Below are 20973 nucleotides of genomic sequence, written 5' to 3'. Positions count from 1 at the left end.
GGGCCGTCCCTCGGGGCGGCCCTTTTCTTTTGCGCGTTATAACGGCGCGATGACCGACGAATCCCCTCTCGCCTGGACCGACGACGGCCAACCGCGCTCTCGCCTCTACGGCGACGTCTACTTCTCCGCCGAGGATGGCCTGGCCGAGACCCGCGCGGTCTTCCTGCAGGGCTGCGGGCTGCCGGAGGCCTGGAACGGCCGCACCCGCTTCACCGTTGGGGAGCTAGGGTTCGGCACAGGCCTCAACATCCTGGCCCTGCTCGACCTGTGGCGTCGCCACGGGCCGCCCGACGCGCACCTGCACGTCTTCAGCGTAGAAGCCCACCCGATCACCGCCGACGAGGCCGCACGCGCCCTCGCGCGCTGGCCCGAGCTCGCCGATCTGACCGAACTGCTGGTGCGCCGCTGGCCCGGCCGCGCCCGCGGGTTTCACCGCCTGGACCTGCCGGAACTCTCCGCAACGCTCGACCTGGCCGTCATGGATGTCGAGAGCGCGCTGACCGAGTGGACCGGCCAGGCCGACGCCTGGTTCCTCGACGGCTTCTCCCCGGCGCTCAACCCGGCCATGTGGCGCGAGGAGATCATGGCCCTGGTCGCCGCGCGCTCGGCGCCCGGCGCTTGCGCCGCCACCTTCACCGTCGCCGGCGCTGTCCGCCGCGGCCTCGCCGCCGCCGGCTTTCAGGTCGACAAGCGCCCCGGCTTCGGCCGCAAGCGCGAACGGCTGGAGGCACGGCTCCCCGGGCAGCCGGACCAGGCGATGACGCCGCGTGTCGCGATCGTCGGCGCCGGGATCGCCGGCGCCAGCGCCGCCCGCGCCCTGCGCGCCCTCGGCTGCGCCCCGGTCGTGATCGACGCCGAAGGCGCGGGCGCCGGCGCCTCTGGCAATCCCGCCGCTCTGGTCACGCCGCGCCTCGACGCCGGACTCGGCCCGCTGGCGAGCCTTTTCGCCCAGGCCTTCGCACGCGCCGTCCGTCTCTACGACGACCTCCCGGACGCCGTCATCGCCCGCAGCGTTCTGCAGATCGCGAGCGGCGAGCGGGACCTCGACCGCTTTGGCAAGATCGCCGCCTCCGATCTCTTCGAGCCAGGCGCCCTGACCCTGCTGGACCACGAGGGCGCGAGCGAGCGCCTGGGCGAGTCGTCGCCCGGCGCCGTCCTCGATCTGGCCGCCGCCCTCGTGGTGGAGCCGGCCAGCATCCTCGCCGCGTGGAACGGGCAGGTTGTCCGCGCCCAGGTCGCCCAGGTCCGCCGCGGCGCGACGGGCCTGACCCTGCTCGATTCCGCCGGCGGCACGATTGTGGAAGCTGACGCCGTGATCCTGACGATAGGCCCCGCTATCGGCGCCCTTCTGGAGGGCCTGCCGATCGGCGCGGTCCGCGGCCAGGCCAGTTGGACGGACGCCGTCGCCGCGTCCCAGGCGGCGGCCTGGGGCGGCTATGCGGTCCCCACCCGGGCGGGCCTGCTGTTCGGCGCGACCCACGACCGTGGCGAGACGGCGACCGACGTCCGCGCCGCCGACCACGAGCGCAATCGCGCCCCCCTCGCCGCAGCCCTGCCCCGGCTGGCCGCGCGGCTGGATGCAGCCCCAATCGAGGGCCGCGCCTCGGTCCGCGCCACCACGCCCGATCACCTGCCGCTGGCCGGACCGGCGCCCGGCCATGACGGCGTCCATGTGCTGGGGGGCCTGGGCTCGCGCGGCTTCTGCCTGGCGCCGCTGCTGGCCGATCATGTGGCCGCCCAGATCCTGGGCGCGCCCTCTCCGCTGCCCGCAGCCCTGGCCGAACTGATCGCCCCTGACCGATTCCAAAAGCGCGCAGCCCGCAAAGGCCGTAGCGTCCGCCCGGGGACCGATAAGGGAGCATGACCATGAAGTTCGCTTGGGCCGGCCTCGCCGGCGTTCTCGCTCTAGGGGCCTGCACGACCTCGACGCCCAGCGCCGAGACGGCCGCCGCCTCCCCGACCCGCAACTGCTTCTGGGCCAACAGCGCCAACAGTTTCAACGCTGTCGACGACCAGACCGTCTATGTCCGCGTCGGAGTGCGCGACGTCTATCGGCTCGATCTCTTCACGCGCTGCCCGGACGTCGACTGGAACACGGCCATCGCCCTGCAGTCGCGCGGCGGCTCGTCGATCTGTTCGGGCCTGGACGCCACCGTGCTGACCAAGGGGCCGTTCGGACCCCAGCGCTGCCAGGTCCGCACGGTCACCAAGCTGACCCCGGAAGAGGTCGCGGCCATGAACCCCAGGGCCAAGCCCTGAAAAGAAAAAGCGGGCGCCGCCTTCGAGGGGGCGGCGCCCGCAGGTCGACACGGCGCGTAACCGCGCCGGCCGGAGGTCTCGCCTAGAAGCGCTTCTTCAGCGCCACCGCATAGACGCGGCCAAGCGGGTTACCGCTGCCCGGATCGTAGTTGTACTGGGTGCCGATCGCGAACGGCGGATCCTCGTCGAAGAGGTTCTGGACCGTCAGCGTCGCCGTCGTGTCCCAGGGCAGTTCGACCCGGTAGGTCAGGTCGTGCTGCCAGTACTCCGAGATCTTGATCGACGTCTTCAACGCCGCGGCCAGGGCGATGGAGTTGGTCTCCACCTGCGTGGTCGAGGAGATGAAGCGCGTCTGCCAACGCAGGTTATGGATGCCCATGGACCAGTTGAGATAGGCGTTCGCCCGCAGCTTGTTGTAGCCGGTGAACAACGAGGCGCGGTACGTGCCGGCCCGCTCCTGGACGCCCGCCGCGTTCGAGGGGAACCCTTCGATCATGTAGGGCTCTTCGTCGAACTTCAGCAGGTAGGTCCCGTCGAAGCCAGCGGTGAACACGCCGCCCAGAACCTCGCCCACATCCAGGTTGGCCTGGAAGTCGACGCCAGAGGTCTTCACCCCGCCGCCGTTGATGTACTGGGTGCGGTACGAGAGGATGCCCGCACGGCTGCAGGCGCCGGCGAAGGTGAACCGCGCCTGGACCGCGGCGTAGGCCGGGTTGCCGCAGTTGCCGGTCGCCGAGCCGCCCGGGAACATCACGTTCAGCAGGTCGGCCGTCGCTTCCGAGGTCAGCGGATCTTCGAAATCGAAGTTCCAGTAGTCGATCGTCGCCCGGAAGTTCGAGAAGTTGACCGCCGCACCGAGGTTGTAGGTGAACGCGGTTTCCGGCTCGAGGTCCGGGTTGCCGTAAAGGTCGTTGGCCCGGTAGGTGCCGTTGGCGTTGGTTAGGTTGCGGGTGAAATTGTCCGTCGTGATCGTCGCCGCCGGGGCCCGATAGGTGGTGCCGACCGACCCGCGCAGAGCCAGCCAGTCCACGAGCTGCCAGCGAAGCGCCGCCTTCGGATTGAACGTCTCGCCCTGGCCTTCGTAGTACTCGTAGCGTCCCGCGAGCGTAAGCTCGATGTCGTCGGTGAACGGAACTCTGGTCTCGGCGAAGACCGAGCTGATCTTCCGGTTCACGTCATAGGGGCGCAGGTTGGCGTTGAACAGGAACGGCCCGTTGGACGTGGTCGGGCAGAACGGCGATCCGTCGCCATACGGAACCGAGTCCACGCAGGGCGTGGCGTTGGCGTCGTAGATAACGTCGGGATCCTGGATCGTCCGGTCGTAGCGGTACTGCCCGCCGGCCGCCCAGGCGATCGCACCGCCACCGAGGTCCCACGGCAGTTCGCCGTTGAACACCACGTCGGCGACGAACAGCTCCGAGGAGATCTCGTTGCGCTGCTTGTCGTCCATCCAGGCGACGACCGCGCCGCGGTTGGCCGCCGCGTCGTTGAAGCCCGGAATGGTGCTGCTGCCGACGTAGAACGGGTTCGGCCCCACCCGCGCCAGGCTCTCGTCGAAGGCGTTGGTGAAGGGGTTGAAGTAGAAGCAGCCCAGCGCCGCGTTGCCGGCGTTGGTGGTGAAGTTGTTGGTTTCCGCGGCCGTGCACTGATCGGCGTTGCCGTCGCGGCTGCCGAAGCCGCGCAGCGCCATCTGCAGCCGGTTAACCGACAGGTCCTCGAGGTTATAGTTGTAGTCCTGCTTCTGGTAGGTCATCGCGACGTCGAACCCGAGGCCGTTCTCGAACTGCCCCTTGAAGCCGCCCGACACCCGCGCGGTGTCGACCTTGTAGGTGTAGTGGGCGTGCTCGTCGTCGGTGTACGGGTTGCCCGCAAAGCCGATCGGACGCCAGACGCTCTGGCTCGTCGCCACGCCATAGGCGGCTGCGTTGGCGACGCCGGTCCGAGCCAGCGCCAGCCCGGTCGCGCAACTGGCCGGATCCACGCCATAGGGCAGGTTCGGCCCCGCGCAGCTCGCCGCGTTGATCTGCGAGATCAGCGCCAGCAGGCCGGGGTTGGTGTTGGGAATGTAGAACCTCGACTGCTCACCGGTGCCCGTGGCCGGGATCGGCGAAACACCGCCGCCGGGCGAGGCGCCCGAAGCCAGCTGGGGCGACGGGAACTGGTTCGGCCCAGTCACGGCCCAGCTCTGCAGCGGGGTCTCGTGCATGGCGTACAGCACCTCGACGTGGGCGCTGATGTTGTCGGTCACGTCGAAGTTGAACTTGCCGTAGGCCTGGTAGTGGTGCTCGTTCTCAACCAGGTTGTCGAAGGACGTGTACTGGAAGTTACAGACGCTGGAGTCCGGCACCACGGCCCGCGCCCCGATCAGGGTGGTCAGGCTGTAGGGCGCGCCGCCATTGGCCGCGCAGCCGATGTCTGGAAGCGTCCCGCCGAAGGTGGCCGACGTGAAGCCGGTGTTCGGCGAGCCGGCCGGCGCAGTGGCCGCATAGTTGTAGCCGCCCGGATTGCCGGTGCCGGCCCAGCCGCCCAACGGGTTTTCCAGGAAGCCGTTGACCCCCGTGCGGATCGCCCAGTCACGCTCAAAAATCGGCATCTCGGAGCGGGCGCGATAGCCAAAGGTGATCAGCGCGTCCGCGTTGTCCCACTTCTTGCCCCACGCGATGGAAGCTTCGTAGTCGCCGTCGGACCCGTCGATGAACTGGTATTGGCCGCTGACTTCGAAGCCGTCGAGATCCGTGCGGGTGATGAAGTTGACGACCCCGCCGATGGCGTCAGAGCCGTAGGTCGCGGCCGCGCCGTCCTTCAGCACTTCCACTCGGCCGATCGCGGCGGTCGGCAGCAGGTTGATATCGACGGAGTTCAAGCCCTGCGGCGACACCGGAACGCGGCGTCCGTTGAACAGCACCAGGGTTCTGGCGCCCGTCACGGCGGAGTTCAGGCTGCGGAGATTGACCGTCGCCGCGCCGGACCCCGATCCGAAGCGGTTGTTCTCGCCGATCACCGCGCCGGAAGACGGAATCGTCTTGATGAACTGGACCATGGTCGGCGAACCACGAGCCTCAAGCTCCTTGGAGCCGAAGACATCGACCGGTAGAGCCGCGTCTTCCGGCGTGCCCGCGATGAACGAGCCGGTGACCACCACCTCCTCGACGGTGGAGGCCTGCTGCGCTTGGGCCGAACTGTTGGCTGAAATTGCCAGGACGACGGCCAATAAGGAGCCGCCGCAGAAATATCTGCTCTTCAACATTGGTTTCCTTCCCCCTCGAGAGCCGCCTCCGTCTGGTGCGGACGCTTTTGACTCATGAGCAGAAAGATCATCGGACGCTCCCGCGGGGCGCGCCACTATTTTTCAAGATCGCAACATACTGTTGTCTTGAACCTGCCAACGCACGGCTCGCGGTAGTGATCAGCGTTCATAAACCGCTGATATGGCATGCGTTTCGAACCGCGGGTATCGCAAAACCCCTTACGGCTTAGGGTTTCAAGCACATTTCAGCATCGTTCGGCGAAGCTGCGCGCCTGGCGTTCACGGCCGCCTCACCGCGGCCGCGTCGAGCTGACGCCACGGCAAGTCAGAGCGTAACTGTTGCACGAAAGCCGCGTTTTCCGCCCCTCAGCGTTGCTTGTAGGCTGGGCGTACCCCACACAAGACAAAACGCCGCCCCCTTTCGGGGACGGCGCTTCGTTCCGTCAGTGGCTGGCCGCGCTTAGAAGCGCTTCTTCGCCGAGACAGCGAACACCCGGCCCAGCGGGTTCGCGCTGGAGGGGTCGTAGTTGTACTGGGTGCCGATCGCGAACGGCGGCTCCTCGTCAAACAGGTTCTGCACCGTGAGGGTCAGAGTCGTGTCCCACGGCAGTTCGGCCCGATAGGTCAGGTCGTGCTGCCAGTATTCCGGGATCTTCGTCGTCGTCTTGGTGGCGAGCGCCAGGCCGATCGAGTTCGACTCCGTCTGGTTGACCGAGCTGATGAAGCGGGTCTGCCAGCGCAGGTTATGCATGCCGCTGGTCCAGTTGACCCAGGCGTTGGCGCGCAGCTGGTTGTAGCCGGTGAAGATCGACGCGCGGTAGGTGCCCGCACGTTCCTGGGTGCCGCGGGCCGGGGCCGGAACACCTTCGATCAGGTAGGGATCTTCGTCGTACTGGATCAGGTAGCTGCCGTCGAAGCCGGTGGTCAGTTGGCCCTCGAACAGGTCGCCGACGTCGAGGCTCGCCTGGAAGTCGACGCCCGAGGTCTTCACCTTGCCGCCGTTGATGTACTTCGTGCGGTAGGACTGGACGTTGGCGCGGCCGCAGCCCAGGTCGGTGAAGGTGAAGCGCGAGCGCAGCGCCACATAGGCCGGATCGGTGCTGGTGCAGACGTTCGCGCCCGTGGACGGGAACGCGGCGGCCAGCATGTCCGTGGCGCTTTCGAGGATCAGCTGGTCTTCGAAGTCGAAGCTCCAGTAGTCGACCGTGGCGCGGAAGGCGCCGATCTTGGCCATCGCGCCGATGCTGTAGGTGAACGCGGTTTCCGGATCCAGGTCGGGGTTGCCGTACTGGTCGTTGGCGCGCCACGTGCCGTTGGCGTTGGTCAGACCGCGGGTGAAGTTCGTGGTCGTGATGATCGCCGACGGGGCGCGGTAGGTGGTGCCGACCGAACCGCGCAGGGCCAGCCAGTCCAGGGCCTGCCAGCGCAGCGAAGCCTTCGGGTTGAAGGTCTCGCCTTGACCCGCATAGTACTCGTAGCGGGCAGCCAGGGTCATTTCGAGGTCGTCGGTGATCGGCAGCAGGGTCTCAGCGAAGACCGAGCTGATTTCACGCGAGACGTTGTACTGAGCCAGGTTGGCGTTGAACAGGTACGGACCGGTGGGAACCAGGCAGTAGGGCTGGCCGTCGCCGAAGGGCGGCGAGTCCACGCAAGGCGTCGCGTTGACGTCGTGCAGCGTTTCCGGGTTCTGGCGATACTGGTCGTAGCGGTACTGAGCGCCGGCGGCCCACTTCACCTGACCACCGCTCAGCTCGAACGGCAGATCGCCGTTCAGGACGATGTCGGCGACGAACAAACGGGTCGACATCTTGTTGACCAGGCGCTCGTCCATCCAGTCGACGACCTCGTTGCGGGCGGCGACGGCTTCGTTGAAGCCCGGGATGGTGCTGGAGCCGATGTAGAAGGGGTTCGACCCGACGTTCGAGAGGCTCTGTTCGAAGCCGTTCGTGAACGGGTTGAAGTAGTAGCAGCCCATGGCCGCGTTGCCGGCGTTGCTCGTCCAGTTGGCGGTTTCAGCCGCGGTGCACTGGTCGGGAGCGCCAGCCCGGCTGGCGAAGCCGCGCAGGCCCTGCTGCAGGCGGTTGACGGAGATGTCTTCCTGAACGCGGGTATAGTCCTGCTGCTGATAGGTCAGCGCGCCGTCCCAGTTGATGCCGAACGGAAGCTCGCCCTTGAAGCCGCCGGACACCCGGAAGGTGTCGACCTTGTAGGAATAGTGGGCGTGCTTGTCTTCGGTGTACGGGTTGCCGCCGAAGCCGATCGGGCGCCAGGCCGTCTGGCTGGCCGCGACGCCGTTGGTGGCCGCCGTAGCGACCGCAGCGCGCGCCGCGTTCAGCGCCGTCTGGCAGCTGGCCGCGTCGATGCCGTAGGGCAGGACAGTGCCGGCGCAGTTGGCGCCGTTGACCTGGCTGATCAGCGCCGCGAGACCCGGGTTGCTGGCCGGGATGTAGAAACGGCCTTGGTCGGACGGGGCCAGCGCCGGAATCGGCGAGGTGCCGCCCGCGCTCAGCGGGGTCGGGAACTGGTTCGGCCCGGTCACAGCCCAGCTTTGGTTGGGCGTGTCGTGCATGGCGTAGAGCACTTCGATATTGGCCGACAGGGTGTCGGTGATGTCGAAGTTGAACTTGCCGTAGGCTTGGAAGTGCTCTTCTTCCTCAACCAGGTTGTCGAACACCGTGTACTGGAACTGACACGAGTTCGGGTCGGGGTTGAGCTGACGCAGGCCGATAACGGCCGAGATATTGTAGGGCGCGCCGCCATTGGCCGCGCAGCCGATGTCCGGCAGACCCGCGCCGATGGCGCCGGAGGCGAAGCCGCCGTTCGGGCTCGGCGCGATGGACGAGACGACGTTGTACTGACCGGGGTTGCCGGTGCTGGCCCAACCGCCCAGCGGGTTTTGCAGGAAGCCGCCGACGCCCGTGCGCAGGGCCCACTCGCGCTCCTGGATCGGCAGCACCGAGCGGTGGCGATAGCCGAGGGTGATCAGGGCGTCAGCATTGTCCCACTTCTTGCCCCAGGCGAGGTTGGCTTCGTAGTCGCCGTCCGAGCCGTCGATGAACTGGTATTGACCGCTGAACTCGAAGCCGTCGAGATCGGTGCGAGTGATGAAGTTGACGACGCCGCCGATGGCGTCCGAGCCGTAGGTCGCGGCCGCGCCATCCTTCAGCACTTCCACTCGGCCGATCGCGGCCGTCGGCAGAAGGTTCACGTCCACCGAGTTGAGGCTTTGCGGCGAAACCGGAATGCGCCGGCCATTGAACAGGACCAGGGTCCGCGAGCCGGTGCTGGGCGAGTTCAGATTGCGCAGGTTGACCGTCGCAGCGCCCGAACCGGAGCCGAAGCGGTTGTTTTCGCCGATCACCGCGCCCGACGACGGGATGGTCTTGATCAGCTGGACCATGGTGGGAGAACCACGGGCCTCCATTTCCTTGGAGCCGATGACATCCACCGGCAGGGCCGCATCTTCGGGTGTGCCGGCGATGAATGAGCCGGTGACCACCACCTCCTCTACTGTCGCTTCGCCCTGTGCGGCGGCCGTTCCCGACACGCCGAACGCCAGAGCGACGGCCAAAATGGACCCGCCGCAGAAATATCTGCTCTTCAACATCAGTGTTTCCTTTCCCCCTCGGACATCCGCAGCGATTGAAATGCAGCGGTTATCTACGTCCGAGTATGGCGATCATTCACGCAGAAGAGCCGGGACGCCAGAGCGATGTCGTTATCGTTACAGGCTTGAAATGCGCTGCAATTGAGCTCATATTTTTGACGTAACAGACAATTTTCTTAGTAGACAGCATACCGGGTCCAGTAATTTTTCGACGATCCCGAATAATACTTACTAAGTCATTGGTTTTGCGTATTTTCCGGACTTTTGAACTGAACCGAACGACGACCGAATCCAACCGGTCGTTCGAAAACCGCTGAGCGCCCTGCGCACAGCGGCCGAAATCGCTCGACTAGGGAGTGTGGCGCCCGCGCCGCGCTCGACAAAAAAGGCGCCGCAGGGGAAGCCCCACGGCGCCTTTGAGGCGAATCAAACCGGCCGCAGCCGCCTTTTCAGGCCCGCCGCGGCTGGTCTTCCGGCGTCTAGAACCGCTTCTTGACGGCCAGCTTGTAGGTCCGGCCGAGTGCGTTGCCGGTGAACGGGTCGTAGTTCAGGTCGAGCCGCGCGAAGGACGGCTCTGCGTCAAACAGGTTGTCGATCGAGACATTCACCGTGACGTCCCACGGCAACAGGACGCGGTAGTCGATCTCGTGCACCCAGCTCTCGTCGATCTTGGCGCCGTTCGGTTGGATAGCGCCGTTGACAGGGTTGGGGGCGAAGATCGAGGCCCGCTGATCGACGTAGGAGTCGATGTAGTTGACCGTCCAGCGGAGGTTGTGCGGCCCGTGGCTGTACTCGCCATACATCGAGCCCTTCAGCTGCGGCAGCGACGTCGCGGTGAGCTGGTAGTTGAGGTAGCCGACAGCGTCGAACTCCTTCTCGACCGTCACGTCGCCGATCATGAAGGGATCGACCTTGTACTCCAGCGTGTAGGTGACCGAGCCGCCGATCCGCAGATCGCCGCCCCAGACGTCGCCGGCGTCATAGTCCGCCAGCACGTCGATGCCGGAGGTCTTCACGCCCGGCCCGTTGGTCCAGTTGGTCCGCACCCGCGAGATGGTCGCGATGTTGCAGGCGCCCTGGAACACGAAGCGAGCCTGCAGCTCGGCGAACGCGGGCAGTCCGCAATTCGTCGAGGCCCCGCCCGGGAACATGGTGTTGACCATCGAGGCGGAGGGCTCGGCGACGATGGGGTTCTCGAAGTCGAAGTTCCAGTAGTCGATGCTGCCCTTGAAGGCGCCCACATTGACGATCGCGCCGACGCTGTAGGTCGTGGCCTTTTCCGGCTCGAGGTCCGGATTGCCGAAGATGTCGATGGCGCGGAAGGCGCCGCCGATGAACGACAGGGCCGTGACGCTGCTGGTGGTCAGCTGGGTCAGCGGCGGGCCGCGGAAGGTCGTGCCGGCCGAGGCGCGGAACGCCAGGGCTTCGGTTGCCTGCCAGCGCACGGCGATCTTCGGGTTAGCGGTCGAGCCGGTCTCCCCACCGTAGTCCTCATAGCGCGCCGCCAGCTGGATCTGCAGGTCGTCGGTGACCGGCAGCGCCATTTCGGCGAACAGGCCGTAGACGTCGGCCTCGAGATCGGCTTCCTCGCCGGTCCCCAGGAACATCAGCGGGCCGTTGCGCACCGAGCAGCTCGTCGAGCCGTTGAACGGCGTGTCGATGCAGGGGTTGGCGTCGATGTTGCTGAGGTCGTTATAGGAAGAGGTGAAGAAGCTGCGCCGGAACTGCGCCCCGGCCGCCCATCCGACCGCGCCGCCGCCCAGCTCCCAGCCCAGTTCACCGTTGAACACCGCGTCGGCGACGAACAGCTTGGAGGTCTGCTTGGTCGACACCTCCTGGAAGAACCAGCGCACCAGCTCAGGATTGTTGGCAAGCGAGGTGTTGAACGCCGGGTTGGTGGCGCCGGTGATCGAGTTGCTGGCGATCGAGTTGGAGAACGGGTTGAAGTAGTAGCAGCCCAGCGCCGTGTTGCCGGCGTTGGTGGTGAAGTTGTTGGTTTCCGCCGCCGTACAGCCGCCGGCCGTGCCGTCATTGAGCGAGCCGTAGCCGCGCAGCGCCTGCTGGAACCGGGACACCACGGTGTCGTAGCCGGTCCGCACCCCGGTCTCCTGGCCGTAGGTCAGGGCGAAGTCGTAGCCGACCGCGTCGTTGAACTGGCCCTTGATGCCGCCGCTGACGCGGAACGCGTCATAATGACGGCGACCTTCCGACGGACCGTTGTCGAAGGCCGGGTTGCCCCCGAACGACAGCGGCCGATAGCGCACGCCCGGAATGTGGGCGCCGGTCGCGAAGGCCGGGATCTGCGTCGGGTTGGCGTTGCGATAGGCGATGAAGCCCGGGTTCGTGGAAGGCACGAAGTAGCCCGCCAGCACGGCGGCAGGCAGTTGGCCGACGGTCGGGTTGGTGCTCGCGGTCGGCGTCTGCAGGGCCAGGTAGGACGGCGAGGTCTTCCATTCCGGCACGTCGGTCTCGGAGTAGAACACCTCGACATGCAGTTGGGCGTTTTCGCCCAGATCGGCGTTGGCCTCCCCGTAAAGTTGGAAGCGATCTTCAACCTCGACCAGGTTGTCATACGGAATGAACGGGAAGAAGCAGGCCGGCAGCGCACCGCCCTGGACCACGCCGCCCAGGGGGGCACAGCCGTTGTCGAGCGCAAAGCCCGCCGCCGGCGTGAAGGCGCCGGTCGGGGTGTTCGTCACCGGCAGGAACGGCGCGACGGCGTTGCCCGCCGACCAGCCGCCTTCCGGGTTGTTGAAGTAGGACTGCGTCGCCCAGTCGCGCTCGGTGGTGGAGAGCTCCGAGCGGTGCTGGTAGCCGGCGCTCAGCAGGATGTTGCCGTTCTCGAAGGTGTGCCCGAAGAGAATGCTGCCGGTGTAGTCGCCGTCTGAGCCGTCGATGAACCGATAGCTGCCGTTCAACTCCAACCCGTCGAAGTCCTTGCGGGTGATGAAGTTCACGACCCCGGCGATGGCGTCCGAACCGTAGGTGGCCGCCGCGCCGTCCTTCAGCACTTCCACCCGGCCGACCGCGGCCGACGGAATGATGTTGGTGTCGACGATCCCGGCGCCAGCCTGGCCGAACGGGTTCGACGCCATACGGCGGCCGTTGATCAGGACGAGCGTGCGTTGCGCGCCGAGGCCGCGCAGGTTGACTGAGCCCGAACCTTCCGAGCCCTGGGCCCGCGGGTCGAACTGGTTGGTGTCGCCGAGCACGCCGCTGGAGACCGGCAGAGACTTGAGAAGTTCAACAGTGGACGGCGAGCCCTGCTTTTCCAGGTCGTCGGAGCTGATCACATCCACGGGGAGGGCCGCATCCTCCGGCGTGCCGCGGATGAACGACCCGGTGACCACCACTTCCTCGACAGTGCTGGACTGTTGGGCATAGGCCTGGCCGCCGAGGGCCAGAGCAACGGCCATGACGGAGCCGCCGCAGAGATACCTGCTCTTCAACATCTTTTTCCTCCCCCTCGACGGACGCCGTTTTCGATCTGACGCGATGGTCATCCGTGGGTTCGAGGATGAGACGCTCGTTCGTTGGCCTCGCGCTAGATGAATTTTGCAGGGCGGCAACAAAGGATTCGAACTGCGTTCAAATCGCAACACCGTTATTCGACAGGGTTTTTTGACTCCGCGATGCAAAAAGGCAGCGCTGAGACGGCCGCTTGAGCCCGCCCTGACGCCCCGTCATGTCAGACTTGTTACGTAACGGAATGCGGACGCGCCAAGGCCCTGGGCAGACGCCGCAGAGCCGCCCGCGCGGAGGACGCGAGTGTGACGGATATCGATGTCAGGGAGATGGTGGACGTGACAGGGATTGAACCTGTGACCCCCTCGATGTCAACGAGGTGCTCTCCCGCTGAGCTACACGTCCGAACCAGTCGGCTCCCTTTCGGGAACGGGAGGCGGCGGTATAGCGGCGAGGACCGGCTTGCGCAAGCACCCTCGACCGCATTTTCACAGCCTTATGCGGCGGCCATCATCCGCTCCACCTCGGAGACGATCTCGCGCAGGTGAATAGGCTTGGAAAGCACCTTGGCGCCGGGGGGTGCGCTCTCGCCCGCGGCCAGCGCCACGGCCGCAAAACCGGTGATGAACATGATCCGCAGGCCCGGATGGCGCGCGGCCGCAAGGCGCGCGACCTCGATTCCGTCCATGCCCGGCATGACGATGTCGGTCAGCAAAAGGTCCCAGTCCTGGTCGAGCACGGCGGCGGCCTCCTCGCCGTCCGCGCAGGAGGTCACCTCATAGCCGGCCCGCTCCAGAGCGCGGGACAGGAAGCCGCGCAGGGAGTCATCATCTTCGGCGAGGAGAATTCGGGGCATGGGAGCTCCGCAAGGGCGTAGAATGTAAGCCTCCATATTAGCCGGCCAGACGTAAATCCCCGATGAACCGGCCAAACCCCTTTCGGGACAGGCGCTAGGCCGCGCGATCTGTTTGACCCACGCGGTGACGCACCTTCATATGACCGCGATGAACGCCTGGGAGCCCCTTGCCGCGAACCGTTCCGCGCCGGCCATTTCACCCTTCGAGGTGCGGCGCGCGTCGAACGATGGCGCACCGGCCCCCACCCCGCTGGTCTTCGCCTCGCCCCACTCCGGCCGGCTCTATCCGGATGACATGATGGCGGCGGCGGCGCTGGACGCCCACGCCATCCGCCGCTCGGAGGACGCCTTCGTCGACGAACTGATCGAAACCGGACCCGAGCACGGCGCGGCGCTGATCTGCGCCAACCTCGCGCGGGCCTACATCGATGTGAACCGGGAGGCGTTCGAACTCGACCAGGCGATGTTCGCCGACGAATTGCCGGACTTCGCCCGCGCCCGCACGGCCCGCGTCGCCGCCGGCCTGGGAGCCATCGCCAGGGTGGTCTCCGAAGGCCAGGAGATCTACGCCCGCAAGCTCACCTTCGACGAGGCGCGCCGCCGCATCGAGGGCGTCCACACGCCCTACCATGCCGGGCTGGCCCGCCTGCTGGGCGAGGCGCACGCCGCCCATGGCTACGCCATCCTGATCGACTGGCATTCGATGCCGGCTGCCGCCGCCAGGGCCGGCGGGCGCGACGGCCCCTGCGACATGGTCCTGGGCGACCGCTTCGGCGCTTCCTGCGCTAGCCTGATCACCCAAAGGGTCGAGCGCGAGCTGGAAGCGCGCGGATATAAGGTGGCGCGCAACGCGCCCTATGCCGGCGGCTACACCACCGAGCATTACGGCCGGCCGAACCGCCGCACCCACGCCCTGCAGATCGAGATCAACCGCGGTCTCTATCTGAATGAAGGCACGCTGGAGCCGACCAAGGGTTTCAAGCGCCTCAAGGACGATCTGGGCGAGGTGATCGCCGCGCTAGGCGCGACCGATTGGTCGGGCCTGAAATAGCCGTCAGGCAGGCCGGCGCGCGCGCATGGCTTGATTGATCGTTCCATCGTCCAGCCAATCGAGTTCGCCGCCGACCGGAACGCCGCGCGCCAGCATGGTGACGCTGACGCCCGCCCCCTCCAGCCGTTCGGCCAGATAGTGTGCGGTGGTCTGGCCATCCACCGTCGCCGGCAGGGCCAGGATCACCTCGCGCACGCCTGTCTCGGCGGCGCGGGACACCAGCGGTCCGATGCGCAGCGCCTCGGGGCCGACGCCGTCCAGGGCCGAGAGCAGCCCGCCCAGCACGTGGTAGCGGCCACGGAAGGCCGCGGCCCGCTCCATGGCCCAGAGCGCGCCGACCTCCTCGACCACGCAGATCAGCGAGGCGTCGCGGTGGGTATCGGCGCAGATGGCGCAGGGGTCCTGAGTGTCCAGAGAACCGCAGACGCCGCAGGTCTTCACCCGCTCGGCCGCGGTCGACAGCGCCTCGGACAGGGGAACGAGCAGCTGGTCGCGGCGCTTGAGCAGGGCCAAGGCGGCGCGGCGCGCCGACCGGGGGCCAAGGCCCGGCAGCTTGGAGAGCAGCGCGATCAGACGCTCGATTTCAGGTCCGGCGGAGGCGGCCAAGTCAGCTCCTGGCTAGGCGAGAGATATAGTGTGCGCCACCCTGGCGGTGATTCAGCAGCGGCGCGGTCATGCAGATTGTCGAGAACACCCATCTAGATGTCGAGCGGGGCGCGCGCCATGGTCGCTTCTGACCTCCCACAAGTCGAGGGCGCGCAGCTCGCCCTGATCTCCGGCAGCGCCGTCGCCGAGTTGCAGGAGTTGCTGGAACGCTGCGCCGACTTCGAAGTGATGGTCACCGGCTCCCCGCCCGATGCGCACGCTGCCGCCGACCTGCTGGTAGAGGTCCCGCCGGACCACTCGTTGCGCGACAAGCTGGTCATCGGGGTCTGGACAGACCAGGGACTGACAGCGGCCATCGACCTGCTGAGGGACTTCCCGGACCCGCACGCCTGGTACCTCGGCCTGCTGCTGGTCGCGCCCGAGGCCCGCGACCGGGGGCTGGGCCAAGCCATCGTGGCGGCGCTCAGGCCCTGGATCATCGCTCAGGGCGGTTGGACGATCCGGCTGATCGTCCAGGAGCAAAATCCCGCCGCCCATCGCTTTTGGACCCGACAAGGCTTCGTGGAGGTGGGGACCGCCGTTCAGACCCTGGAAGATCGAACCAACACGGTGAAGCGCCTGGAGCTAAGGCTCTGACCTAGAACTTCGGCATTCCCGGCAGGCCCATGGCCGCCAGCGGGCCGGCGGCTTCGCGCATCAATTCGGATTGCTGTGCATCGAGCTTGCGCTTGGCGTCGGCGTGAGCCGCGACGATCAGGTCGGAGATGACCTCGCCCTCGCCCGGAGCCAGCAGGCTTTCGTCCAGCTCGACGCCGGCCATCTCGCCGGTGCCCTTCAGGGTCACCTTGACCATCCCGCCGCCCGACGTGCCATCGACCACGATTTCGGCGATGCGCGCCTGAGCGTCGGCCAGCTTCTGCTGCATGGCCTGGGCCTGCTTCATGATGGAGCCGAGGTCTTTCATCGCAATCTCACTCTTCGTCTTCTTCGTCTTCAAGCGCCTCAGCGGCAGGCGCTTCCGGCAACGGGATGTTGCGGATGCTGACGATCTCGGCCCCCGGGAAGGCCTGCATGACCGCGGTCACGAAGGGATCGGACTCGACCTCCGCCCGCGTCTCCTGCTTCTCGCGCTGATCCTGCTCCCAGCGGCTTTCCGTGCCGCCGCCGCCGCGCGCAGCGATCAGCCAGGGTTGACCGGTCCACTCCTTCAGGCGCGCCACCAGGCGCTGGGCCAGGTTGTTCGGACCGCCCGGCACGGGCTCATACTCAATGGCGCCCTGGCGGAAGCTGATCGGGCGCACGAAGCGCTCGACGTCGAGCTGCAGGACGATGTCGCGCTTGGACTTGATCAGCGCCAGCACGTCGGCGAACGAGTTCAGGGTCGGAACGGCGTCGGCCTGCTCCTGCGGAGCGGCCATGACCCGGGCCTGCGCCGTCACCCCGCCGCCGCCCATGCTGGCCGCTGCGCCACCGCCGCCACCGCCGCCGCCGCCGCTTGGAGCGGGACCGCCCGGCAGCTGATCGCCGGCGGCCAGACGCTTTAGCGCCTCTTCCGGGCCAGGCAGATCGGCCGCATAGGCCAGGCGGATCAGGGCCATGTCGCAGGCCGCCGCGGCGTCGGGCGCACGGCGGACTTCATCATGGGCCTTCAGCAGCATCTGCCAGATGCGCGAGAGATTGCCGGCCGACACCGAAGCCCCGACCGCCGCCAGCCGCAGGGCCTGTTCCTTGGGCAGCGTAAGCGCCTGGGGTCCGATAGCCTTGGCCACCGACGCGCCGTGCGTGTGGTCCATCAGGTCGAGCATGACCTGACCGGGCTCGGCCCCGAAATTATAGAGTCCGCGGAACGTCTCGACCGCCGGTCCGGCCTGTCCGCGCATCACCTGTTCGAACAGCGAGATGGTCTGGGCGCGATCGGCCAGGCCCAGCATGTCGCGGATGGAGGCGGCGGTGACGGTCTGGCCGGCCTCGGCCTGGACGATCGCCTGGTCGAGCATCGACTGGGCGTCGCGCATGGAGCCCTCGGCCGCGCGGGCGATCAGCAGCATGCCCTCGTCGTCGACGCGCGCGCCTTCCTTCTCCGAGATCATCTCAAGGTTCTTGACGATCACGTCCGGCTCGACGCGGCGCAGGTCGAAGCGCTGGCATCGGCTGAGAATCGTCACCGGGACCTTGCGGATCTCGGTGGTGGCGAAGATGAACTTGGCGTGGGGCGGCGGCTCTTCGAGGGTCTTCAGGAGCGCATTGAAGGCCCCCGTCGAGAGCATGTGCACCTCATCGATGATGTAGACCTTGTAGCGGGCCTCGACCGGCGCATAGCGCACGCCGTCCAGCAGCTCTCGCATGTCGTTGACGCCGGTGCGGCTGGCGGCGTCCAGCTCCAGCACGTCCATATGCCGGCCCTCGATGATGGCGCGGCAGTGCCGCCCCTCCTCGCGCAGGTCCAGGCTCGGCTCGTGGATCGCGTCGGTGTCGTAGTTCAGCGCGCGGGCCAGAAGGCGCGCGGTCGTGGTCTTGCCGACCCCCCGCACGCCGGTGAGCATGAAGGCGTGGGCGATACGGCCGCTGGCGAAGGCGTTGCGCAGCGTGCGCACCATCGCTTCCTGGCCGTAGAGATCATCGAAGGTCCGCGGACGGTACTTGCGCGCGATGACGGTGTAGGCGGCCGATTCCTCGGCAGGCGGCGCAGTCGGCGGCGCTGCGGGCGCGCCGAACATGTCGCTCGTATTGGGATCGCGCTCCAGCGTCTCGGGTTCGTCGTCTTCTGCCATTGGCGCCCGAGGATGGAGGCTTGAGCCTTGTGGGGCTGGGTGGAGACCGGACAACGACCCGGAGCGAAACTCGTTGTGGCTGCTTCCTTCCGGACCTGACCAGGTTGGCGAGGCGTCCGCCCGTCGCCGATCTCCGCCCCCTATATCGCGACCTTGGCGCTCGCGCGCAAGCGCCAGCGCAGCTACAACTCCGCACATGCCGCTCTCCGCTCATCAAAACACCTTCGCCGGCAACCCTTTGAACCGCGCCAGCGAACGGCGCGGCGATGCTTCCTGGCTCGCCGAGAAGCTGCTGGCTCCAGATTCCCTGGCCATCGCCCTGTGGAACGGCCAGCCGTTCGTCGAGACCGCGTCCGACGGCGGGGTGCAGATCGCCTACCTGCCCTCGCGCATGGCCGAGGACCTGGCTGGCGGCGCAGAGCGCCTGCTGTTCATGGGCCTCTGGCAGGAAACCGCGGTCTTCGCGGTCGATCTGGAAGGCGGGCATGATCCGGCTGACGGTCCCCTGGCGGGCCTCGGCCGATTCGAGGACCTGCGGGCCATGGCTCTGCGCCTGCCCGCCACCGACGCGGCGATCATGGCCACGGCGAAGTCGATGTTCGAATGGCGGCGGCGTCATCGCCACTGTTCGTCCTGCGGCGAGCACACCGAAGTCGTCGACGGCGGCTGGAAGCGCGCCTGCCCGGCCTGCAAGGCCGAGCATTTCCCCCGCACCGACCCGGTGGTGATCATGCTGGCGGTCCACGGCGAGCGCTGCATGCTCGGCCGCCAGGAGATCTGGCCCAAGGGCATGTTCTCCGCCCTGGCCGGCTTCCTGGAGCCCGGTGAGAGCATCGAAGAGGCCTGCGCCCGCGAGCTCGAGGAAGAGGCGGGCTTGAAGACGCTATCGGTCGAGTACCACTCGACCCAGCCCTGGCCCTATCCGTCGTCGCTGATGATCGGTCTGATCGCCCAGGTCGCCAGCGACGAGGCGACGCCCGACCAGACTGAGCTTTCGGAAGTGCGCTGGTTCACCAAGGCCGAGGCCCGCGCCGTACTGGCCGGCAAGGTCGAGGGCACCTTCGCCCCCGGCGCCATGGCCATCGCCCACCAGCTGCTGAAGACCTGGGCCGAGAGCGAGAACTGAGGTCGGCCTAGGCGCCGACCTTCAGACTGACCTCGACGTCCTCGCCGCGCCGCGTGCGGCGCTCAAGCCGCGCTTGGCCGATCGCATTGGACAGGTCGGCGGCGAAGGCGCGCACCTCAGGCCGAAGTTCGCCCAGCACGACGATCCGGTAGGGCGGCGACAGCTCGCTCATCGTGCCGAAGACCATCGAGTCCACGAAGGCCTCGACGCTGGAACCGTGGCCCGGCAGGGCCCGGATCGTCTCCTGGAGCAGAACGGCGAATTCCTTGTGGTTCCAGCAGCGGCTGGCGTCGATTTCGATGGTGTTCATCAGCCTGCTCGCGCACGGAACGGATCGGCCGGATAAACGCCGAGGATTTCGAAGCGCTCCGAGAAGAACTTCAGTTCGTCGAAGGCCAGGGCCAGGCCGCGATCCTCGGGCCGCCCGTCGACCTCTGCATAGAAGAAGGTCGCGGTGAACGCGCCGTTCTCCATGTAGCTCTCAAGCTTGGTCATGTTGACGCCGTTGGTCGCAAAGCCGCCCAGCGCCTTGTAGAGCGCCGCGGGAAGGTTGCGGACCCGGAAGATGAAGCTGGTCACGCAGGGGCTGGTGAACGGCGGCGGCGGCGGATTCTTGTCGGCCGTCATCACCAGGAAGCGCGTGGTGTTGTTGTGTTCGTCCTCGATGTCGCGGGCGACGATCTCCAGGCCATAGAGCTCGGCGGCCAGGGCCGGCGAAACGGCGCCGCGAGTCGGGTCGGGATGCTCGGACAACAGCTTGGCGGCCAGGGCGGTGTCGCCCACCGGCTCGGTCCTCAGCCCCATGCGGCGCAGCGACTTGCGGCACTGGCCAAGCGCGATCGGCATGGAGGCGACGGTCTTGACGTCCTCCAGCTTCACGCCGGGATTGACCATCAGCTGGAAGTGGATCGGCTTGAAGCGCTCGCCGATGATCTTCAGGCCCGACGAGGGCAGCAGGTGGTGCACGTCGGCCACCCGGCCGGCGATCGAGTTCTCCACCGGGATCATACCTAGCTGGCAGTCGCCCATCTTCACCGCGTCGAAGGCTTCCTCGAACGCCGCGTGGGGAACGGGCTCCATGTCCGGAAACGCCGCGACGCAGGCCTCATGGCTGTTGGCGCCGAGCTCGCCCTGGAAGGCGATGCGTCCCTTGGTCATGCGTGTTCCCTTGCGTACTTGCGGGCTCGTTCGAGGTCGGCGGGGTTGTCGACCGAGATCGGGGCTTCGTCGATCACCGCGGCCCAGATGGACATGCCCAGCTCCAGGGCGCGCAGCTGCTCCAGGCGCTCGCGGATCTCCAGCGGCGACGGCGGCGCGGCGCAGAACCGCAGCAGCGCCTCGCGGCGATAGCCATAGACGCCGTGGTGCAGCCAGACCGGCGCATCGCCGTAGAGCACCGAGCGGGTGAAATAGAGCGCGCGGGCGCTGCGGCCGTCGGGCGCCATCGCCGCCACGACCTTCGGGATGTCCGGATTGCTGCGCTCGGCGACGTCGGCTTCGGCCACCATCACCGTGGAGATGTCGCAGCTGGGCTGCTCGGCCAGCAGCCGCCCCGCGGCCTCGACCACCGACGGCGCCAGGAAGGGAATGTCGCCCTGGAGGTTGATGACCACGTCATGCGCGCCCGCGGGATCGAGCGCGTTCAGCGCCGCGACGATGCGGTCCGAGCCGGATGGCAGGTCGGGGTCGGTCAGCACCGCCTCTCCGCCTGCGGCCCTGACGGCGTCGACGATCTCCTGATCGCCGGCCGCGACGGCCACCGGACCGACGCCGGCGGCCTGGGCCTGGCGCAGCACACGGACGATCATTGGGAGACCCTCGATATCGGCGAGAGGTTTCCCAGGCAGCCGGGTGGCCGCCATGCGTGCAGGAATGAGGATGATCGGTTTCATGACACCCGGAAGCGACCAACTGGCTGGTTGCGCGGGCGGCGGTAGCGTGTAAGAGAGCCGGGCGCAATAAGGGGCGGGGATTCCCGCGCTGAC

15 protein-coding genes, 1 tRNA gene and 1 other RNA gene are annotated in these 20973 nt (G+C 67.3%); 5 read left to right on the top strand and 12 right to left on the bottom strand.

The window, feature by feature from the left end:
* Positions 1 to 49 precede the first annotated feature (49 nt).
* Positions 50 to 1864 (top strand): tRNA (5-methylaminomethyl-2-thiouridine)(34)-methyltransferase MnmD, encoded by a 1815-nt coding sequence (gene mnmD / locus ASC79_RS09370; protein WP_056023136.1) that lies wholly within the window; start codon positions 50 to 52, stop codon positions 1862 to 1864.
* Positions 1865 to 1866: 2 nt separating this feature from the next.
* Complete coding sequence (locus ASC79_RS09365) at positions 1867 to 2259, top strand: DUF6491 family protein (protein WP_056023141.1); 393 nt, start codon at positions 1867 to 1869, stop codon at positions 2257 to 2259.
* Between the two features lie 82 nt (positions 2260 to 2341).
* On the opposite strand, the gene ASC79_RS09360 is transcribed toward ASC79_RS09365, so the two are convergent.
* From ASC79_RS09360 to cpdR, 5 genes are all read right to left on the bottom strand, one after another.
* The gene (locus ASC79_RS09360; RefSeq protein ID WP_082532005.1) at positions 2342 to 5506 is read right to left on the bottom strand and encodes a TonB-dependent receptor domain-containing protein; all 3165 of its coding nucleotides are present in this window, start codon (positions 5504 to 5506) and stop codon (positions 2342 to 2344) included.
* Between the two features lie 460 nt (positions 5507 to 5966).
* On the bottom strand, positions 5967 to 9113 hold the full coding sequence (locus tag ASC79_RS09355) for a TonB-dependent receptor domain-containing protein (RefSeq protein WP_056826648.1): 3147 nt from the start codon (positions 9111 to 9113) through the stop codon (positions 5967 to 5969).
* Positions 9114 to 9592: 479 nt separating this feature from the next.
* On the bottom strand, positions 9593 to 12565 hold the full coding sequence (locus ASC79_RS09350) for a TonB-dependent receptor domain-containing protein (protein WP_056023150.1): 2973 nt from the start codon (positions 12563 to 12565) through the stop codon (positions 9593 to 9595).
* Between the two features lie 343 nt (positions 12566 to 12908).
* Positions 12909 to 12983, bottom strand: a tRNA-Val gene (locus ASC79_RS09345).
* A gap of 91 nt (positions 12984 to 13074) precedes the next feature.
* Positions 13075 to 13434: a cell cycle two-component system response regulator CpdR gene (gene cpdR / locus ASC79_RS09340; protein ID WP_056023153.1), complete on the bottom strand. Its 360-nt coding sequence runs from the start codon at positions 13432 to 13434 to the stop codon at positions 13075 to 13077.
* Between the two features lie 148 nt (positions 13435 to 13582).
* On the opposite strand from cpdR, the gene ASC79_RS09335 reads away from it, so the two are divergent.
* On the top strand, positions 13583 to 14485 hold the full coding sequence (locus ASC79_RS09335) for an N-formylglutamate amidohydrolase (protein WP_056023709.1): 903 nt from the start codon (positions 13583 to 13585) through the stop codon (positions 14483 to 14485).
* Positions 14486 to 14488: 3 nt separating this feature from the next.
* Here ASC79_RS09335 and recR read toward each other — a convergent pair whose 3' ends face one another.
* Positions 14489 to 15091: a recombination mediator RecR gene (gene recR / locus ASC79_RS09330; RefSeq protein WP_056023156.1), complete on the bottom strand. Its 603-nt coding sequence runs from the start codon at positions 15089 to 15091 to the stop codon at positions 14489 to 14491.
* Between the two features lie 117 nt (positions 15092 to 15208).
* Here recR and ASC79_RS09325 point away from each other — a divergent pair, with 117 nt between their 5' ends.
* On the top strand, positions 15209 to 15727 hold the full coding sequence (locus ASC79_RS09325; RefSeq protein WP_162244269.1) for an N-acetyltransferase: 519 nt from the start codon (positions 15209 to 15211) through the stop codon (positions 15725 to 15727).
* A 1-nt stretch (position 15728) separates the two neighbouring features.
* On the opposite strand, the gene ASC79_RS09320 is transcribed toward ASC79_RS09325, so the two are convergent.
* From ASC79_RS09320 to ffs, 3 genes are all read right to left on the bottom strand, one after another.
* Positions 15729 to 16055, bottom strand: a complete 327-nt coding sequence (locus ASC79_RS09320) for a YbaB/EbfC family nucleoid-associated protein (protein ID WP_056023162.1) — start codon at positions 16053 to 16055, stop codon at positions 15729 to 15731.
* A 7-nt stretch (positions 16056 to 16062) separates the two neighbouring features.
* Positions 16063 to 17862, bottom strand: a complete 1800-nt coding sequence (locus ASC79_RS09315) for a DNA polymerase III subunit gamma/tau (protein WP_056023165.1) — start codon at positions 17860 to 17862, stop codon at positions 16063 to 16065.
* 37 nt (positions 17863 to 17899) lie between these two features.
* An RNA gene (ffs, locus tag ASC79_RS20750) (signal recognition particle sRNA small type) lies at positions 17900 to 17998 on the bottom strand.
* 60 nt (positions 17999 to 18058) lie between these two features.
* Here ffs and nudC point away from each other — a divergent pair.
* Positions 18059 to 18988 carry an NAD(+) diphosphatase gene (gene nudC, locus ASC79_RS09310; protein WP_056023168.1) on the top strand — a complete coding sequence of 310 codons (930 nt, stop codon included), beginning with the start codon at positions 18059 to 18061 and terminating at the stop codon, positions 18986 to 18988.
* Positions 18989 to 18995: 7 nt separating this feature from the next.
* Here nudC and ASC79_RS09305 read toward each other — a convergent pair whose 3' ends face one another.
* The 3 genes from ASC79_RS09305 to ASC79_RS09295 are packed head-to-tail and all read right to left on the bottom strand — an operon-like array spanning position 18996 to position 20880.
* On the bottom strand, positions 18996 to 19298 hold the full coding sequence (locus ASC79_RS09305; protein WP_056023171.1) for a hypothetical protein: 303 nt from the start codon (positions 19296 to 19298) through the stop codon (positions 18996 to 18998).
* The gene (locus ASC79_RS09300; RefSeq protein WP_056023174.1) at positions 19298 to 20146 is read right to left on the bottom strand and encodes a prephenate dehydratase; all 849 of its coding nucleotides are present in this window, start codon (positions 20144 to 20146) and stop codon (positions 19298 to 19300) included. The genes ASC79_RS09305 and ASC79_RS09300 overlap by 1 nt, the downstream gene beginning before the upstream one ends.
* Positions 20143 to 20880, bottom strand: coding sequence for a 3-deoxy-manno-octulosonate cytidylyltransferase (locus tag ASC79_RS09295; RefSeq protein ID WP_082532004.1), 738 nt, complete (start codon positions 20878 to 20880; stop codon positions 20143 to 20145). The genes ASC79_RS09300 and ASC79_RS09295 overlap by 4 nt, the downstream gene beginning before the upstream one ends.
* Between the last annotated feature and the right edge of the window lie 93 nt (positions 20881 to 20973).

It is taken from the genome of Phenylobacterium sp. Root1290 (assembly GCF_001425305.1).
Lineage (GTDB): Bacteria > Pseudomonadota > Alphaproteobacteria > Caulobacterales > Caulobacteraceae > Phenylobacterium.
This window is presented reverse-complemented; position numbering and strand designations above follow the sequence as displayed.

Coding starts and splice junctions, on each gene's coding strand:
- ASC79_RS09360 (WP_082532005.1), bottom strand. CDS start 5,506: ATGTTGAAGAGCAGATATTTCTGCGGCGGCTCCTTATTGGCCGTCGTC.
- ASC79_RS09365 (WP_056023141.1), top strand. CDS start 1,867: ATGAAGTTCGCTTGGGCCGGCCTCGCCGGCGTTCTCGCTCTAGGGGCC.
- ASC79_RS09355 (WP_056826648.1), bottom strand. CDS start 9,113: ATGTTGAAGAGCAGATATTTCTGCGGCGGGTCCATTTTGGCCGTCGCT.
- ASC79_RS09295 (WP_082532004.1), bottom strand. CDS start 20,880: ATGAAACCGATCATCCTCATTCCTGCACGCATGGCGGCCACCCGGCTG.
- nudC (WP_056023168.1), top strand. CDS start 18,059: ATGCCGCTCTCCGCTCATCAAAACACCTTCGCCGGCAACCCTTTGAAC.
- ASC79_RS09305 (WP_056023171.1), bottom strand. CDS start 19,298: ATGAACACCATCGAAATCGACGCCAGCCGCTGCTGGAACCACAAGGAA.
- ASC79_RS09335 (WP_056023709.1), top strand. CDS start 13,583: ATGAACGCCTGGGAGCCCCTTGCCGCGAACCGTTCCGCGCCGGCCATT.
- ASC79_RS09315 (WP_056023165.1), bottom strand. CDS start 17,862: ATGGCAGAAGACGACGAACCCGAGACGCTGGAGCGCGATCCCAATACG.
- mnmD (WP_056023136.1), top strand. CDS start 50: ATGACCGACGAATCCCCTCTCGCCTGGACCGACGACGGCCAACCGCGC.
- ASC79_RS09300 (WP_056023174.1), bottom strand. CDS start 20,146: ATGACCAAGGGACGCATCGCCTTCCAGGGCGAGCTCGGCGCCAACAGC.
- cpdR (WP_056023153.1), bottom strand. CDS start 13,434: ATGCCCCGAATTCTCCTCGCCGAAGATGATGACTCCCTGCGCGGCTTC.
- ASC79_RS09325 (WP_162244269.1), top strand. CDS start 15,209: ATGGTCGCTTCTGACCTCCCACAAGTCGAGGGCGCGCAGCTCGCCCTG.
- ASC79_RS09350 (WP_056023150.1), bottom strand. CDS start 12,565: ATGTTGAAGAGCAGGTATCTCTGCGGCGGCTCCGTCATGGCCGTTGCT.
- ASC79_RS09320 (WP_056023162.1), bottom strand. CDS start 16,055: ATGAAAGACCTCGGCTCCATCATGAAGCAGGCCCAGGCCATGCAGCAG.